We start from the raw sequence: 16,329 nt of genomic DNA on the forward strand, positions 1-16,329 counted from the left end.
ACTACAACAACATACAAATGAACTACACCGAATTTTACAATAAAAGTATTAACGAGCCCGAAGCTTTTTGGACAGAACAAGCTAATGCGATCGAATGGTATAATAAACCAGAAGTTACCTTGTCCACGGATGAAAATGGATATCCACTCTGGTACAAAGATGGAGAATTGAATGTTTGTTATTTGGCTTTAGACAAGCATATTCAAGATGGTTTTGGAGACCAAGTGGCTCTTATTTATGATTCTCCAGTAACGCAAACCATAAAAAAATATACATTCTCTGAAGTAAAAACCGAAGTAGCAAAACTCGCCGGAGGAATGCTCTCACTAGGTTTAAAAAAAGGACACACTGCAATTATTTATATGCCAATGATTCCACAAGCCGCGTTTGCTATGCTCGCTTGTGCTAGGATCGGCGTGACACATTCTGTAGTTTTTGGAGGATTTGCACCACATGAATTGGCCATTCGAATTGACGATTGTAAACCTAGGGCGATAATAACTGCTTCTTCAGGAATTGAAATTGATCGCTTAATTGCTTATAAACCATTGGTGGACGAAGCAATTGAACTGGCTTCACACAAACCAAAAAAAGTTATTGTTTTCAACAGAAAACTAGGAGCAAGAGTACCGTTTAAAAAATATGATGTTGATTATGATTCTTTGGTTTACGGATCGGAAGAAACGCCTTGTGTACCCGTGAGTGCAACACATCCTTTATACATACTCCACACATCAGGAACAACGGGAAAACCAAAAGGAATTGTACGAGATACCGGAGGTTATGCCGTTGCGCTTAAATTTTCGATGCAGTATATTTATGGTGTAAAAGAAAATGAAGTTTTTTGGGCAGCTTCGGATGTGGGCTGGGTGGTTGGACATAGTTTTATTGTTTATGGTCCATTAATCAATAGAAACACCACCATCATTTTTGAAGGAAAACCAATCAAAACTCCTGATGCCAGTACTTTTTGGAGAATAATTGACGAGCACAAAGTGAACACCATGTTCACCGCGCCAACAGCGATTCGCGCCATAAAAAAAGAAGACCCTAACGGAGATTTTATAAAACAATATGATTTGAGTTCGTTGAAAACTCAATTTTTGGCAGGAGAACGTTGTGATGTTGCCACCTTAGAATGGTATTTAGAACACATTCCTGTTCCGGCAATTGATCATTGGTGGCAAACAGAATCTGGTTGGCCAATGATTGCCAATATGATGGGCGTTGAATATTTACCTATAAAACCAGGATCAGTAGGAAAAGCAGTTTGTGGCTTTGACATCAAAATCTTTGGCGAAGACGGCACTGAATTAGGACCAAATGAAGAAGGGTATGTCGTGCTAAAATTACCGTTGCCTCCCGGAACATTAATGGATTTATGGAATGACAATCCCCGATTTAAAGCGGGTTATTTAAATAAATTCCCAGGTTATTATTTCTCTGGAGATGGAGGATTTAAAGATGAAGAAGATTATATTTTTATTACCGGCAGAGTGGACGACGTGATTAATGTTGCCGGACATAGGCTTTCGACAGCCGAAATGGAAGAAATTGTTGCTTCCCATCATTCAGTTGCGGAATGTGCAGTAATTGGAATAAATGATGCTTTGAAAGGTCAAACTCCGTTGGCTTTGGTGGTAACCAAATTAGATGATGCCATAGAACATTTTCAATTAGAACAGGAGATTATAAAATTAGTTCGTCAACAAATTGGCGCTGTTGCTTCATTGAGAAATGTAGTAATTGTGGAACGATTGCCTAAGACTCGCTCGGGTAAAACCCTCAGAAAACTAATGCGCAGCATTGCAGATGGGGAAACCTTCCAAATCCCATCCACAATTGACGACGAAACCATTGTTGGCGAAATTGACACCGTATTAAAAAAATATGAAATTGGAATCTACAATAAAAATTAAAAATAACTAAATATATACATACAATATGAGCCGTTATAAAATCAATAATTTAGAAGAATACTTTAAAGAATATAAAAAATCAGTTCGTGAACCAAGAAAATTTTGGGACAAAATTGCTGCTGAGAACTTCACTTGGTATCAACAATGGGATAAAGTTGTCGATTTCAATATGGCTGAAGCTGAAATAAAATGGTTTGTTGATGCCAAAGTAAATATTACGAAAAACTGTATCGACAGACATCTTGCTAAAAAAGGAGAAAAAACGGCGATCATTTTTGAACCCAATGATCCAAAGGATGAAGCCTTGCATATTTCCTATAATGAGTTGCACCAACAGGTTTGCAAAATGGCAAATGTGCTTCGTGAACAAGGCATAAAAAAAGGAGATCGTGTTTGTATTTATTTACCAATGATTCCTGAATTAGCGATAACAACGTTGGCATGTGCCAGAATTGGAGCCATACATTCGGTAGTTTTTGCAGGATTTTCGGCTTCGGCAGTTTCGGCAAGAATAAACGATTGCGATTGTAAAATGGTCATCACCTCCGATGGTGGTTATCGCGGCAACAAAACCATTGATTTAAAAGGAATCATTGACGAATCCTTAAAAAGTTGTCCTGGGATAGAGAACGTTTTGGTGGTAAAAAGAACAAATTCTTCGATAAATATGAAAGAAGGTCGTGACCAATGGCTGCAACCTCTTTTGGACCAGGCTTCAGATAATAATGTAGCCGAAATCATGGATGCCGAAGACCCGTTATTTATCCTTTACACTTCTGGTTCTACCGGAAAACCAAAAGGAATGGTACATACCACAGCAGGTTACATGGTTTATACCGCTTATACGTTCAAAAATGTTTTCAATTACGAAGAAAATGACGTCTTTTGGTGTACCGCTGATATCGGCTGGATTACCGGACATTCCTATATTCTTTATGGACCTTTATTGAATGGCGCAACCACTGTAATTTTTGAAGGCGTTCCCTCTTATCCTGATTTCAGTCGTTTTTGGGAAATAATCGAAAAGCACAAAGTAACGCAGTTTTACACGGCACCAACAGCGATTCGTGCCTTGGCAAAAGAAAGCTTAGATTACGTGCAAAAATTTCCGTTAAAGTCGCTAAAAGTAATTGGTTCCGTCGGAGAGCCTATCAATGAAGAAGCTTGGCATTGGTATAATGATCATGTAGGAGATAAAAGATGCCCTGTTGTGGATACGTGGTGGCAAACCGAAACAGGAGGTATAATGATTTCGCCAATAGCTTTTGTAACCCCAACAAAACCAACTTATGCTTCGTTACCATTACCCGGAATTCAGCCCGTACTCATGGACGAAAAACGCAATGAAATAGAAGGAAATCAAGTAGTTGGTAGTTTATGTATTAAATATCCTTGGCCTGGAATTGCCAGAACCATTTGGGGTGACCATCAGCGTTATAAAGAAACTTATTTTTCTGCCTTTCCAGGCAAATATTTCACCGGCGACGGAGCATTGCGCGATGAAGTTGGCTATTATAGAATTACCGGTCGTGTAGATGACGTTGTTATCGTTTCGGGACATAATCTGGGAACCGCTCCTATTGAAGATGCTATAAACGAGCATCCTGCAGTGGCTGAGTCTGCGATTGTAGGCTTCCCTCATGATATAAAAGGAAATGCACTTTATGGATTTGTTATTCTAAAAGAAACAGGGGAATATCGCGATAGAGAAAATCTAAGCAAGGAAATCAATCAACAAGTTTCTAATCAAATTGGGCCTATCGCCAAGCTGGATAAGATTCAATTTGTATCTGGTTTGCCTAAAACACGTTCCGGTAAAATTATGCGTAGAATATTGCGCAAAATTGCCGAAGGCGACTATTCGAATTTTGGCGATACCTCCACTTTATTGAATCCAGAAATTGTGGAAGAAATAAAAAACGGTAAAATATAATTCTTAGTTTTTTAATTTGTAGTTGAGAACTGCTTCATTTATGGAGCAGTTTTTTTGCATAAAAAAAGCTGCCTTTTGAGGGACAGCTTTTTCAGAAATCAAACCAAACATTATTCCTTTATAAATTTCATCACTTCAACTTCATTGTTTTCATTCCATGCTTTCACTATGTAAAGTCCTTTACTCAAATCGCTGATCGCAAACGGAGTGTCTTTAGAATGAATAGCATCGAAGCTTTTTACCAACTGTCCACTAATAGAATAAACTTGGACTTTAGTCGTATTTGTATTTAAAGTAAAATAACTCGACGCAGGATTTGGATACAAATGAACGGTATTGGTTTTTTCATAATTAGCAATCGCTAAGTTTGCCACTTTATTACCGTAAATTCTAAAATCACCAGCTGGAATTGCAATCGCAGCACTAACATCCGTAACAGTAATCTCAGAATTATCCATCAAATTATACCAAGTTCCAGTATATGGAAAACCGGTAGGAACATTTTGCGTAGATAAATCAAAATTAGCCAGTACCAACACATCTTTAAGTTGTGAAGAAGAGGATGCGTTCGTTAATTTAATAGTTGGAGTTAACGAAGAGCTACTTATTGTTGCCGTTCCTGAAAATACAGGTTCCGCAATTTTCATCGTAATCATTTTTGCCCAATCTGTATAAATTTTATTTCTATTCGCATCGCCTAACCAATTATTTGTCCATTGTGGTTGTGGTTTGGTATCTAATTTACAATCCCCTGAAATAGCATCTGAAGAAGTATTTACACTGCCATCATTACAACTAAAAATAGAAGTTTCCCAACCTAATTCACCAAAATGCCAAATCATTTTTGGGCCAGGCACCAGTAAGGTAACTGCTCCCAAAGCCGACATTCTAGAAAGCGCAGTTGCGGGTGTTTTAACATTATACCCATTCAAATTAGCACCATATTGTATATTTTTATACATCAAACGTTCTTCGTCATGACTTTCAGCATAGCCCATCACACGATTTGCAGTAAAGCCCGCGTGATTAAAAGCATACATTCTAGAAATATCATTTTGTGAATTATACCCCATAGTCAATTGATTGTAAGGATCGGTCATTTTTCCCCACATCATTACTCCCTTGCTTGGTGTTTCAGTTACTCTATAATTTGCCCATTCTTTTTCTTCGGTGTCACTACCCAAGTGTTCAAAAATAGTATAATGCGAAGGATCCAAACTCCAAGAATAATCAGCATAATCTTTTAGAATCGCAACTCGGTCTGCTTGATAAGAATTAGTACAAGACTCATCACTGGCAGTACAATTTTGTGTAAAACCTTTGGTCAAATCCCAACGGAAACCGTCAATTTTATATTCTTGAACCCATTGTTTAATAACTCTTTTTACGTAGTTTTTTGTCAAATCAGAAGCATGATTAAAATCTTCCCCTACACTGTATGTATGTTTTGCGACCGTATTAAAATACGGATTTTCAGTAGATGGCGAACCCCATCCGTCTCCGTCAGGATCGTTCATCCACATTCTAACCATTGGATTTCGTCCAAATGCATGATTTAAAGCTACATCAAGAATAACGGCAATTCCATTTTGATGACATACATCTATCAATTCCTTTAGCTTGCTTGAAGTACCGTAAAACTTGTCCAAAGCCATATGAAAAGAAGTATTATAACCCCAACTTTCATTTCCTTCAAATTCCATTACCGGCAATAATTCAATGGCGTTTATTTTTAAATTTTTGAAATAGTCCATTTTGTCAATGACGCTTTGGTAGGTTCTTCCTGCATTGAAATCTCTTACCAATAATTCATAAACCACTAATTTCTCCTTTTCCGGTTTTACAAAATTAGTTGTTGAAGTACTCCATGCGTAAGGCGATTGCCCAGTTTGCAATACTGTAACTTCTCTTTCCTGTCCCACTGGATAAGCGGGAAGATTAGGATAACTTGCCGCTGGAATACCAGCATCATCAAAAGGCGATAAAACCAGAGTCGAATAAGGATCAGCTGTTTTTACCAAAGATGGTGTCCCTGAAATAGGCGTAGCATCTACCACCCAATATTGATAACTATAGTTGGCTCCTGAGACTAAACCTGAAAGTTCCAACCAGAATTTACCCGTGGCTGGATCTTTTTTCATGGCATAGTTCCCATCTGGTTGCCAATTATTAAAACTTCCTGCAATGTAAACAAAGTCTTTCAACGGTGCGTCTAGAACTAAAGTTGCTTTTGTTGCATCGGTGGCATTGTAATTTATTCCATCCAATAATCCAGAAGGCATTGCCGCCGAAACCGTTACCGGATCAACAATTGCAGTAAACTTTTTAACTATGGTTGTAGTTCCTTGGGTAACTTCCAATTCGTAGTTTTGATTCCCTGAAATAGCGGTGTGATTAAACGAATAATTGGCAGTAGCACCATTACTATTAATGCTAGTACCATTTGATTTTAAGTTATAACTAGCATTCCCACCGGTATTATTTGCAGCAATATTCAAACTTCCTCCAGAGGCAATTATTGTTGAACTATTTTGTAATGGAGCAGTTAGAGATACTTGAAAAGTACCTACTTCCGCCAGAATATCTTGCGATTTTTTATCTCCCGTTCCGTCCTTAGCTTTTATCAAAAAACCTATTTTTCCTATTCCGGTTGTATTGTAGTACGTTGTAGGAGTAATGGTTTTAGTATAGGTATTTGGTCCTATATTATAAGTAAATCTGCTTGCTTCATCAGATGCATTCCAAGAACCATTAAGTGGAGTTCCTTTTTGAGTAGTATCATTGGTATCAAAAGCCCAAGCCCAAAGGTACAAAGCATTTCCAGTTACTCCCCAAGCGGCTTCATCTATACTGTTCCCATTGATGGTAATAGTTATGGATGTTGTTTCTTCGAAAGTAGCTGGATTAATACTATAAGTAACCGTTTGCTGTTGAGCAGAAACCGCTAATGAAAAGAAAAACAGAATTAAAAATATAATTTTTTTCATAATATATATTTATTAAATTATAAAAAAGGGCTACCGATAAGATAGCCCTTTTTAGATATTATAACATATTAATTTTTTGTAAGCGAGTATTTGTAATTTCTTGGAGAGCTTAAATCCAAAGTAATTGTGTAATTTCCAGCAGAAGGAACTTTTATGTTATCTCCACCATATTCCATTGTACCATTTGCACCGGTATCACCAAGATTTAAATCCCAAGCGTCATTTGCTCTAAATTTCATTTCTTTTTGAGTAAGATTTGCTGTTATAGTCCATACTTTAGTAACTTTATTGTAAGTCATTGCAGAACTAGCATCCCAACCTTTAGGAGTACCATCACCAATAATTCCCCATGCAGTTGCAGTAGCTTTGTAAGTCAATTTTTCAGTGTCAACAACAATTTGATAATAACCTGCAGCAGGGATTTTAAGATTTGCTCCTTTAGGATCTAATGTTCCAGCAGCAGCTCCAGCACCATATTCGCCTTTCCACTCTGGGAAACTTGTAAATTTATATTCAGCGTTAGCATCATTAAAATTAACAAAACCTTCAAAATCAACTTTACCATATGCAGAAGCAGAAAGCTGTGGAGATGTAGCAGGATCCCAATCATTTGGATATCCAGATGCTTTTGCATAACCACCAGGAACCCATAATTTAGGATTTTCAGTTGTGTAAGGAGTAATTACGATTCCAACTACGTTAGAAATCATAACTACAGTTCCAACAGTTGCTTTAACTCTAACTTCAAATTCAGCTGGAGCAAAAGGAGTACTTTTTAATGCTAATGCAGCACCATTCATAATTTCAACAGAAACTGACGCTTGGTTTTCAGATTTTCTGGATGCTAATTCTTTTGGTGTTTTAAAAGCGTTTCCTTTTTTATCGATTTCAACTGTGTAAACAACCTCAACACTACCACCAAAGTTAGCAGATTTCCATGTAAAACGTTCTGCTTGTGCAGTTGCATTTGCAGGCAATAGAACATAAGCAGCACCAGAAGTTGGAGCTGTTAATACCGGAGAGTCAACTCCTGCGATAACGGGTCTGTCTTGAACATCTTGTACGGTACAAGAGAAAGCAACTACTGCAAATAAAGCAATTATTGATTTAGTTATATTTTTCATTTTTTATATATTTTTAAAATTATTAATATCCAGGGTTTTGTTGTAATTTACTATTTGAAGATAAAGCGGTCGCAGGAATTGGGAATAAATCTCTGTAAGATTGTGTTGGAGATCCTCCAGCAACATTTCCTTTCCAAGGCCATAAATAACTACCTCCAGAAAACTTACCAAAACGAATTAAATCCGTTCTTCTATGTCCTTCCCAGTGTAATTCTCTAGCTCTTTCGTCAAGAATAAAATCTAAGTTTAAATCTCCTTGAGTCACTGCTGTTCCTTTAGCTCTTGTTCTTAAAGCATTAACATAATCAGTTGCTGTAGTCATACTACCACCTGCACCTCTTACTGCACATTCAGCATACATTAAATAAGCATCTGCTAAACGGAACATAGGAAAATCAGCATCAGAGAAATTACCTGCTTTATCTGAACCTTGTTTACCATTCACATCTACATTTCTAAACTTTTGAATTGCATAACCATCGGTGAAATTACCAACGTTTTTGATTTCTTTAGTTTGTCCGTCAGTATAGAATTGTCCACGTGTATCAGTAGTGTTTGCAGAAAATTTATCTACAAATGCTGAAGTAGTTCTAATACCACCCCAACCACCGTTGATTCCGAATGAAGCTGCATTCATAGTACCACCAACTGGTGCGTGAGTCAAGAAAGTAGTTCCACCATACGTTTGAGTGCGAAGACCATCAAATGCTATAGCAAAAATAAATTCGTTTTGAGCTCCATTTTTATCATTATCAGCTAAAAACAATTGATTGTAATTTGTATGCAATTTATAAGCGGAACCTGTAATTTTTGTAATTAAAGGAACTGCTGCTGCATAGCGATCCGTACCTGTATATACTTTTGCATTCATATACAATTTAGCTTGCAACATCCAAGCTGCTGCTTGATCTACTCTGTAAGCTTCATTTGATTTTGCTCCTTTTAATAACGGCGTAACTGCTGTTAATTCATCGTCAACAAATTTGTATAATTCTGCTCTTGTAGCATATTCCGGGTAAAAGAATGTACTTGGAGAATTTTCAGTTACTAAAGAACCACCACCAAACATATCGATTAAATGCCAGTACGTCAAAGCTCTCAAGAAACGAGCTTCTGCTCTGTAAGTTGCGATTTCTGCTTTCAAAGTAGCATCTACTCCTCTGGCTGCTAATTTCTCGTCAGTAGTTTGTCTCAAAAACTCATTACAGTTTACGATTTGGAAAGAGTAACGTGCAAAAACAGCAGTTACAAAACGGTCCAAAGAAGTCCATGTTTGTGAATGAAGATCTTTTATAGTCCCGTCATTCCAAGCAATAATTGCCTCATCAGTAGTTAATTCCTGTAATAACCAATATCCTCTCACATATTGACTTTCTCCCTCATCGATTCCAGAAATATCAGGTGATCCCGAAGGACCTGACTGTCCTGAAGTAGCAAACCCTGCATACAATTTCGCTAGATTTTGTTTGTAAGATGCTGCATCCGTGAAAAATTGATCCCCAGGAACTGCATTAGTGCTCTCTGGCGCTTGGTTTAAATCATTAGTACACGATGGGAATAACATTACCATCAGTAACAATGAAATACCCAATAATTTTATTTGTGTCTTTTTCATTTTTCTTTTTGTTTGTATTAGAAATTAACGTTTAAACCTAACGTGAAAGTAATTGGTCTAGGATATAAAGTGTTATCAATACCTCCAGAAATTTCTGGATCTAATCCGCTATAATCAGTAATCAATAAAACGTTTTGAGCCGACAACGTTAATTTAACTAATGAAGTTGAATTTGGTTTTTGATTGAAAGTATATCCAACACTTACATTATCTAATCTGATAAAAGAAGCGTCTTGGACATAATAATCAGAATGCAATTGAAAATCAGTTTGCTTAGTAAATCCTGATTCTAATAAATTAGCAACACCATTAGACAAATCTGTTTGTCTTAACAATACATTATTACTCGTTCCAAAATTAGAGTTCACATTATTGTACATGTAATTACCCCAAGATCCTCTCCAGTTCATTCCAAAGTCAAAGTTTTTGTAGGTTACGCTTGTATTGAAACCGTAGAAAACATCAGCTGCTGGTTTATGAAAACGGTATTTATCTTGTTCTGTAATAATTCCATCTTTATTTCTGTCAACAAATACACCGTCAAGTGGTTTCCCGTCTGCTCCATAAGCTTGTTCATATACAAAGAATGAACTTGGTGCATATCCTACTTGGTGATTTTGAATCGTATTTCCTGTTCCTCCAGCAATTCCACCTACATTAATACCAGGAGTATTAGGTTGTGTTGTAGTTAACTTAGTGATTTTAGAATCTTGAAAAGTAACATTTCCACCAATTCTCCATTCTAAATCTTGAGTACGAACTGGAATAACTTCCGCTAACAATTCAATACCTTTATTCTCGATTGTTCCTACGTTATAATTATCATAGTTTGAAAAACCAAAGAAAGATGGGTTTTGAGTATATAACAATAAATCTTTAGTCGTTCTTCTATACAAATCAACACTTCCTGTCAATCTGTTGTTAAACAAACCATAATCAAGACCTGCATTAACAGTAGTTGTTTGTTCCCATTTCAAATTACTGTTATACGGTTGTGGTCTAAAAGTAGAATAGAATGTATTACCAAATTGGTATTGCGCTGTACTATTAGAAATTAAATACAACGGAATTGAAGGATAACTTATTCCAATGTCTTGTTGTCCTGTAATACCCCATCCACCTCTAAGTTTCAACGTAGAAATACTAGTTACATCTTTCAAGAAGCTTTCTTCATTCAATTTCCAAGCTACTGCCACTGCAGGGAAATTTGCCCAACGGTTTGATTCAGTAAATCTTGAAGTTCCATCACGTCTATAAGATGCAGTTATTAAATATTTATCTGCAATAGTAATATTAGTTCTGGCAAAGAAAGATTGTAAGTTCACACGAGAAGGTACTGGAACACCAGGAACTGTAACGTTATTTTCAAAGTTATAAGAAGATCCATCATTTGAATCTCTAAAATCTTGGTAAGAATATCCACCAGTAACGTCGAATTGAGTATTAATAGATGCTACTTTCTTGTTGTAGTTTAAAAACAAATCCATTAATTTATTATTTCTTAAACCTGTATTTTCATAGGTATTATTGTGTCCTGAACCTTGAAGACCATTAAGAAAATTAGCTGACGTTCCACCATAAGATCTTCCACTCAATTGATCGTAACCAAAGTTAGCTACAGCTTTCAATTCTGGCAAGAAATGCATTTTATATTCGGTTTGGATATTTCCAATGCTTCTGTATGAAGTACCGAAGTTATCAAACTGCTCAATTAAAGAAAGAGGATTTTTTCCTGCTAATTGATTAATTTCTTTAGGCGAAGTGTACCATTGGAAAAAAGTTCCATCAGCATTTCTAACTGATTGTGAAGGATCAAAACTAATCGCTGCACCAACTGCTCCTCTATTACTGTAATTGTTTTTGATCAAAGAGGTATTGTTGTTCAATTCAATTTTTAAATGTTTGTCCAAGAAATTTCCAGTAACACTAGCTCCAAGAGTAGTTCTTTGCATGTTATCTCTTTTCAAGATACCATTCAAATTAGCATAACCAACAGAAGCTCTGTAAACCACATTATCCGTTCCACCGCTTAATGCAATGTTATGATCTGTACCAATAGCAGTTCTGTAAATTTCATTTTGCCAATTAGTATCCGAAGTACCAAGTAATTTTACTTGAGCTGGAGTTCCATTAGCAGTTACAAAATCTTTAAATTGAGTTGACGACAAAGCATCTACTTTATTAGTAGCTTCTGAAACTTGAAGATTTCCACTATAACTAACTTGCATATCTCCTGCTTTACCTTTTTTGGTCGTAATAATTATTACACCATTCGAAGCACGAGAACCGTAAATAGCTGTTGCTGAAGCATCTTTTAATACTGTAATAGATTCAATGTTGTTTTGATTGATAGTAGTCAATGGATTTCTTCCTCCGTTAATACCACCAGCCGCAACCGGAACACCATCTATAACATATAAAGGATCATTGTTTGCAGATAATGAAGATCCACTTCTAATTCTAATAGTAGCCCCTTCACCTGGAGAACCTCCTCCATTTATGATTTGCAAACCAGCCACTTTACCTTGAATCATTTGATCCGCGGAAGTTACAGGTCCTTTATTAAAATCTTTTGCTGTTAACACAGTTACCGCACCTGTAGCGTCTTTTTTCTTAACAGTTCCGTAACCTACTTGTATAACTACCTCTTTTAATTGATTTTCATCTTCTGATAAGGAAACAGTTATTGATTTTTGAGAATCATAATTAACGACAGAAGCCTTATAGCCAATGAAAGAAAATACGATTTTGTCACCTTTCTTAACATTTGATAATTGAAACTTTCCGTCAAAATCTGTAGAAGCACCATTTTTGGCACCTTGAACATTTACATTTACTCCTGGAATTGGTTGTCCTGATGCAATATCAAGAACAGTCCCATTTATAGTATTCTGAGCCAGAATACTAAAAGGTAGTAGCAGTAATAAAAATAACAACTTTTTATAAATTGTTTTCATACTTTTTGTTTAAATTAATTTGAATTTGGGTTGTGTTTTTAACTTTTATTTTTACTTCGAATGTTAAATTTATGTAAATTTTGTCTCGCTCGACAAAGACCCTTTTTATTTGGTTTACGAAAACGTGATAGTGTTGAAAACTTTCTTTATTATCCAATTATTTAAGGGTTAAATTGCCATTAATAAAAACAAACCATATCTTTATTACGAAAATAAAAATTATCAATTTTACAATTATGAAAAGGAAGGTAACGCTTAAACAAATTGCAAAAGAACTCGATGTTTCAATCTCAACGGTTTCAAAATCTTTAAGAAACAGTTTGGAAATTGGAGAAGATACCCGCTTAAAAGTGCAAGCTTTCGCCAAATTTTATAACTATAAACCCAACAATATCGCCCTAAGTTTAAAGAATAGAAAAACAAAAACTATAGGAATCATCATACCGGAAATTGTTCATCATTTTTTCTCCACTGTTATTAATGGAATCGAACAAGTCGCAAACGAAAACGGATACAGCGTAATCATCTGTCTGTCAGACGATTCTTTTGATAAAGAAGTTCTTAATATGGAATTGCTAGCTAATGGAAGCATCGACGGATTCATTATGTCACTTTCTAAAGAAACCCAATTCAAAGGTGATTTCCATCATATTACTGAAGTGATTGATCAAGGAATGCCAGTCGTTATGTTTGACAGAGTGACTAACGAAGTTTTTTGCGATAAAGTCATCATCGACGACAAACTTTCTGCTTATGAAGCAGTTCAAAGTTTAATTGATAAAGGGAGAAAGAAAATCGCTTTGGTGACCACCGTGGATTACGTAAGTGTAGGTAAACTGCGCACCGATGGATACATAAAGGCATTATTGGACAACGACATTCCTTTTGATGAAAATCTAATTATCAAAATAGAGAATGTGGACAATTGTGAAATCACCATTGGAAAACTTCTTGAAGACAAAGCCATTGATGCTGTTTTTGCCGTTAATGAACTTTTTGCCGTGACCTGTATTAAAACCGCCAACAAAATAGGTCTGAATGTCCCTAAAGACCTAGCGGTAATCGCTTTCACCGATGGAATTATTTCAAAATACTCTACTCCTACTATTACAACCGTGAGTCAAAACGGTATAAAAATGGGAAATAAGGCCGCAAAAATGCTGATTGAAAGATTAGAATCAGAACATGAAGAAGACGAAGAATACGTAGAAAATTATAAAACAGAAGTAATTGAAACTCATTTAATAGAAAGAGAATCTACAAATTAGAATTTATCAGTTTTCAGTCGCTTTCTGAAAACTGTGACTGAAAACTGCGACTGCTTTTTAAAACAAACAGCAGACATTCCGTATAATATTCATTACTACAACCTTGTAGTTGATAATCTTTCATTTTATTTTTTTCTAAAAAACAAAAGTTTAAAATATATTTTTATATTTACCCTTCAAAACTTTTACTTTTACTTCGAAAATAAGTTCAGTTTTGATAAGCATAGCGCTTATCGTATTAATTTTTTAAATTACGATAATGGAAAAGCGTAAATTAAGTTTCTGGCAAATTTGGAACATGAGTTTCGGATTTCTGGGAATTCAAATGGGTTTTGCCTTGCAAAATTCGAATGTCAGCAGAATATTTCAAACTTTAGGTGCAAATATTGACGACATCCCAATTTTATGGGTTGCTGCTCCTTTGACCGGATTAATTATTCAACCAATTATCGGCTATTTTTCAGATAGAACTTGGACCAAATTAGGACGAAGAAAACCTTATTTTTTAGCAGGTGCGATTTTAGCGTCGGCGGCTTTATTTATAATGCCAAATTCACCTGTGCTATGGTTTGCCGCAGGAATGCTTTGGATCATGGATGCTTCCATCAACGTTTCGATGGAGCCTTTTCGTGCTTTTGTTGGAGATAACCTTCCGGAAAAACAACGCACCATGGGATTTGCTATGCAAAGCTTTTTCATTGGTATTGGCGCTTACTTTGCTTCAAAACTGCCTTTGATATTTACGCATTTAGGCGTTCAAAACACAGCTCCTCTTGGTATCATTCCAGATTCAGTGAAATATTCCTTCTACTTTGGTGGAATTGTATTTATCCTAACTGTGCTATGGACCGTTATCACTTCTAAAGAATATTCTCCGGAAGAATTAGCCGCTTTTGAGAAACACAAAGAAGCGACTTTTATTAAAGAAGAACATTCCGCTGAGTGGTTTGCATCAAATGGAAAATCACATTTAACAAAAGGAATCTTGTTTCTACTTGTAAGTGTTCTATTTTCCTTTGTCATCTATCATTTTGATTTAAAGAAAGATTTATACGTTTTATCACTGGGACTTATAGGTTTGGGAGGATTAGCGATGTTAGTTTCCGGATTAATGCAGAAAGCAAACAATACCGAAAATGGATTTGTAACCATTATGAATGATTTTCAGTTTATGCCAAAAATCATGAAACAATTGGCTTGGGTTCAATTCTTCTCTTGGTTTGCCCTTTTCTCCATGTGGATTTACACTACTCTGGCGGTGACACAACATATTTATGGCACTACAGACACGACTTCTGACGCTTACAATACGGGTGCTAATCAAGTAGGCGAAATGTTTGCCAACTATAATTTAATTGCTGCGATTGCCGCTTTTTTATTGCCATTATTAGCTAAATATACGAGTACAAAATTCACTCATTTTGTTGCGCTAGTTTGTGGTGGCCTTGGTCTGATATCGATTTATTTCATAAAAGAACCAACCGCTTTTACAATGGAATGGCTGCCTATGATTGGTGTTGGAATTGCTTGGGCAAGTATTTTGTCTATTCCTTACGCCATGTTATCAGGTTCTTTGCCTTCTAACAAAATGGGATATTACATGGGAGTTTTCAACTTCTTTATCGTAATTCCTCAATTAGTTGCTGCTTCAATTTTAGGATTTTTAGTTTCTAAATTTTTTAACAGCGAACCTATTTATGCGCTTTTGATTGGTGGAGCATCGATGATTCTTGCCGGAATTATTTCGCTTACCATAAATGACAAATCCAAAATTATAATAAATGAATAAGAAAGCATTCATATTCGACTTAGACGGCGTAATAGTTGACACCGCTAAATACCATTATTTAGCCTGGAAAAAAATTGCAGACCAGTTAGGTATCGAATTTACATTAGAACACAACGAACTATTAAAAGGAGTTAGCCGCGTGCGATCTCTGGATATAATTTTAGAATTAGGCAAAATTGAGGCTTCGCAAGAAGATAAAGACAAATGGTTGATTCAAAAAAACGAGGATTATCTAACCTATTTGGTAGATATGGATGAAAGTGAAATCCTTCCAGGTGTTTTTACCATTTTAAAATTTTTAAAAGAAAAAAACCAACCGATCGCTTTAGGTTCGGCCAGTAAAAACGCAAGACCTATTCTGGAGAAAACAGGAATTCTACCCTATTTTGATGCCATTGTCGATGGAAATGATGTTTCCAATGCAAAACCAGATCCGGAAGTTTTCCTAATTGCTGCTAAATTATTGGACACAAAACCGGAGAATGCAATCGTTTTCGAAGATTCTGTGGCAGGTGTTCAAGCGGCTAATATTGGAAAAATGACCAGTATCGGAATTGGCGAAGAATCCGTTTTACATGAAGCAAAATATATTTTTAAAGACTTCACTCATATTGATACAAGCTTTATAGAGTCTTTAATAAAGTAGAAACGAGCTACTTTTCAAAATTTAGAATTAGAAAATAAAATTTAGAATTCTTAAAGTTTTCGAGACAACTGGAAACTTTAAACTTTAAACA

General features: G+C 35.8%; 9 protein-coding genes. 5 read left to right on the plus strand and 4 right to left on the minus strand.

Annotated elements, in window-relative coordinates; all coding sequences use genetic code 11:
• The first annotated feature begins 17 nt into the window (after nucleotides 1–17).
• Both H4V97_RS08420 and acs read left to right on the plus strand, forming a co-directional pair.
• A complete protein-coding gene (locus H4V97_RS08420) occupies nucleotides 18–1,919 on the plus strand; it encodes an AMP-binding protein (RefSeq protein WP_209549455.1) in 1,902 nt (633 codons plus the stop codon).
• Nucleotides 1,920–1,944: 25 nt separating this feature from the next.
• A complete protein-coding gene (gene acs / locus H4V97_RS08425) occupies nucleotides 1,945–3,852 on the plus strand; it encodes an acetate--CoA ligase (RefSeq protein ID WP_209549456.1) in 1,908 nt (635 codons plus the stop codon).
• Nucleotides 3,853–3,962: 110 nt separating this feature from the next.
• Here acs and H4V97_RS08430 read toward each other — a convergent pair whose 3' ends face one another.
• The 4 genes from H4V97_RS08430 to H4V97_RS08445 all read right to left on the minus strand — a co-directional run bounded on the left by H4V97_RS08430 (nucleotide 3,963) and on the right by H4V97_RS08445 (nucleotide 12,535).
• Entirely contained in the window at nucleotides 3,963–6,839 is a 2,877-nt protein-coding gene (locus tag H4V97_RS08430; RefSeq protein WP_209549457.1) for an alpha-amylase family glycosyl hydrolase, read from the minus strand.
• Nucleotides 6,840–6,907: 68 nt separating this feature from the next.
• Nucleotides 6,908–7,963, minus strand: coding sequence for a SusE domain-containing protein (locus H4V97_RS08435; RefSeq protein WP_196848913.1), 1,056 nt, complete (start codon nucleotides 7,961–7,963; stop codon nucleotides 6,908–6,910).
• A gap of 22 nt (nucleotides 7,964–7,985) precedes the next feature.
• A complete protein-coding gene (locus tag H4V97_RS08440; RefSeq protein WP_196848912.1) occupies nucleotides 7,986–9,578 on the minus strand; it encodes a RagB/SusD family nutrient uptake outer membrane protein in 1,593 nt (530 codons plus the stop codon).
• 17 nt (nucleotides 9,579–9,595) lie between these two features.
• Entirely contained in the window at nucleotides 9,596–12,535 is a 2,940-nt protein-coding gene (locus H4V97_RS08445) for a SusC/RagA family TonB-linked outer membrane protein (protein ID WP_196848911.1), read from the minus strand.
• A 236-nt stretch (nucleotides 12,536–12,771) separates the two neighbouring features.
• Here H4V97_RS08445 and H4V97_RS08450 point away from each other — a divergent pair, with 236 nt between their 5' ends.
• The 3 genes from H4V97_RS08450 to pgmB all read left to right on the plus strand — a co-directional run bounded on the left by H4V97_RS08450 (nucleotide 12,772) and on the right by pgmB (nucleotide 16,238).
• A complete protein-coding gene (locus H4V97_RS08450) occupies nucleotides 12,772–13,803 on the plus strand; it encodes a LacI family DNA-binding transcriptional regulator (RefSeq protein ID WP_196848910.1) in 1,032 nt (343 codons plus the stop codon).
• Nucleotides 13,804–14,062: 259 nt separating this feature from the next.
• The gene (locus H4V97_RS08455) at nucleotides 14,063–15,592 is read left to right on the plus strand and encodes an MFS transporter (protein WP_196848909.1); all 1,530 of its coding nucleotides are present in this window, start codon (nucleotides 14,063–14,065) and stop codon (nucleotides 15,590–15,592) included.
• On the plus strand, nucleotides 15,585–16,238 hold the full coding sequence (gene pgmB, locus H4V97_RS08460) for a beta-phosphoglucomutase (protein WP_209549458.1): 654 nt from the start codon (nucleotides 15,585–15,587) through the stop codon (nucleotides 16,236–16,238). Before H4V97_RS08455 ends, pgmB begins: the two co-directional genes overlap by 8 nt.
• The last annotated feature ends 91 nt before the right edge of the window (nucleotides 16,239–16,329 follow it).

The organism is Flavobacterium sp. CG_23.5 (genome assembly GCF_017875765.1).
GTDB lineage: Bacteria > Bacteroidota > Bacteroidia > Flavobacteriales > Flavobacteriaceae > Flavobacterium.

Excerpts from the sequence above, each read along its gene's own strand:
- H4V97_RS08455 (WP_196848909.1), top strand. The coding sequence starts at position 14,063 with ATGGAAAAGCGTAAATTAAGTTTCTGGCAAATTTGGAACATGAGTTTC.
- H4V97_RS08440 (WP_196848912.1), bottom strand. The coding sequence starts at position 9,578 with ATGAAAAAGACACAAATAAAATTATTGGGTATTTCATTGTTACTGATG.
- H4V97_RS08430 (WP_209549457.1), bottom strand. The coding sequence starts at position 6,839 with ATGAAAAAAATTATATTTTTAATTCTGTTTTTCTTTTCATTAGCGGTT.
- pgmB (WP_209549458.1), top strand. The coding sequence starts at position 15,585 with ATGAATAAGAAAGCATTCATATTCGACTTAGACGGCGTAATAGTTGAC.
- H4V97_RS08445 (WP_196848911.1), bottom strand. The coding sequence starts at position 12,535 with ATGAAAACAATTTATAAAAAGTTGTTATTTTTATTACTGCTACTACCT.
- H4V97_RS08420 (WP_209549455.1), top strand. The coding sequence starts at position 18 with ATGAACTACACCGAATTTTACAATAAAAGTATTAACGAGCCCGAAGCT.
- acs (WP_209549456.1), top strand. The coding sequence starts at position 1,945 with ATGAGCCGTTATAAAATCAATAATTTAGAAGAATACTTTAAAGAATAT.
- H4V97_RS08435 (WP_196848913.1), bottom strand. The coding sequence starts at position 7,963 with ATGAAAAATATAACTAAATCAATAATTGCTTTATTTGCAGTAGTTGCT.
- H4V97_RS08450 (WP_196848910.1), top strand. The coding sequence starts at position 12,772 with ATGAAAAGGAAGGTAACGCTTAAACAAATTGCAAAAGAACTCGATGTT.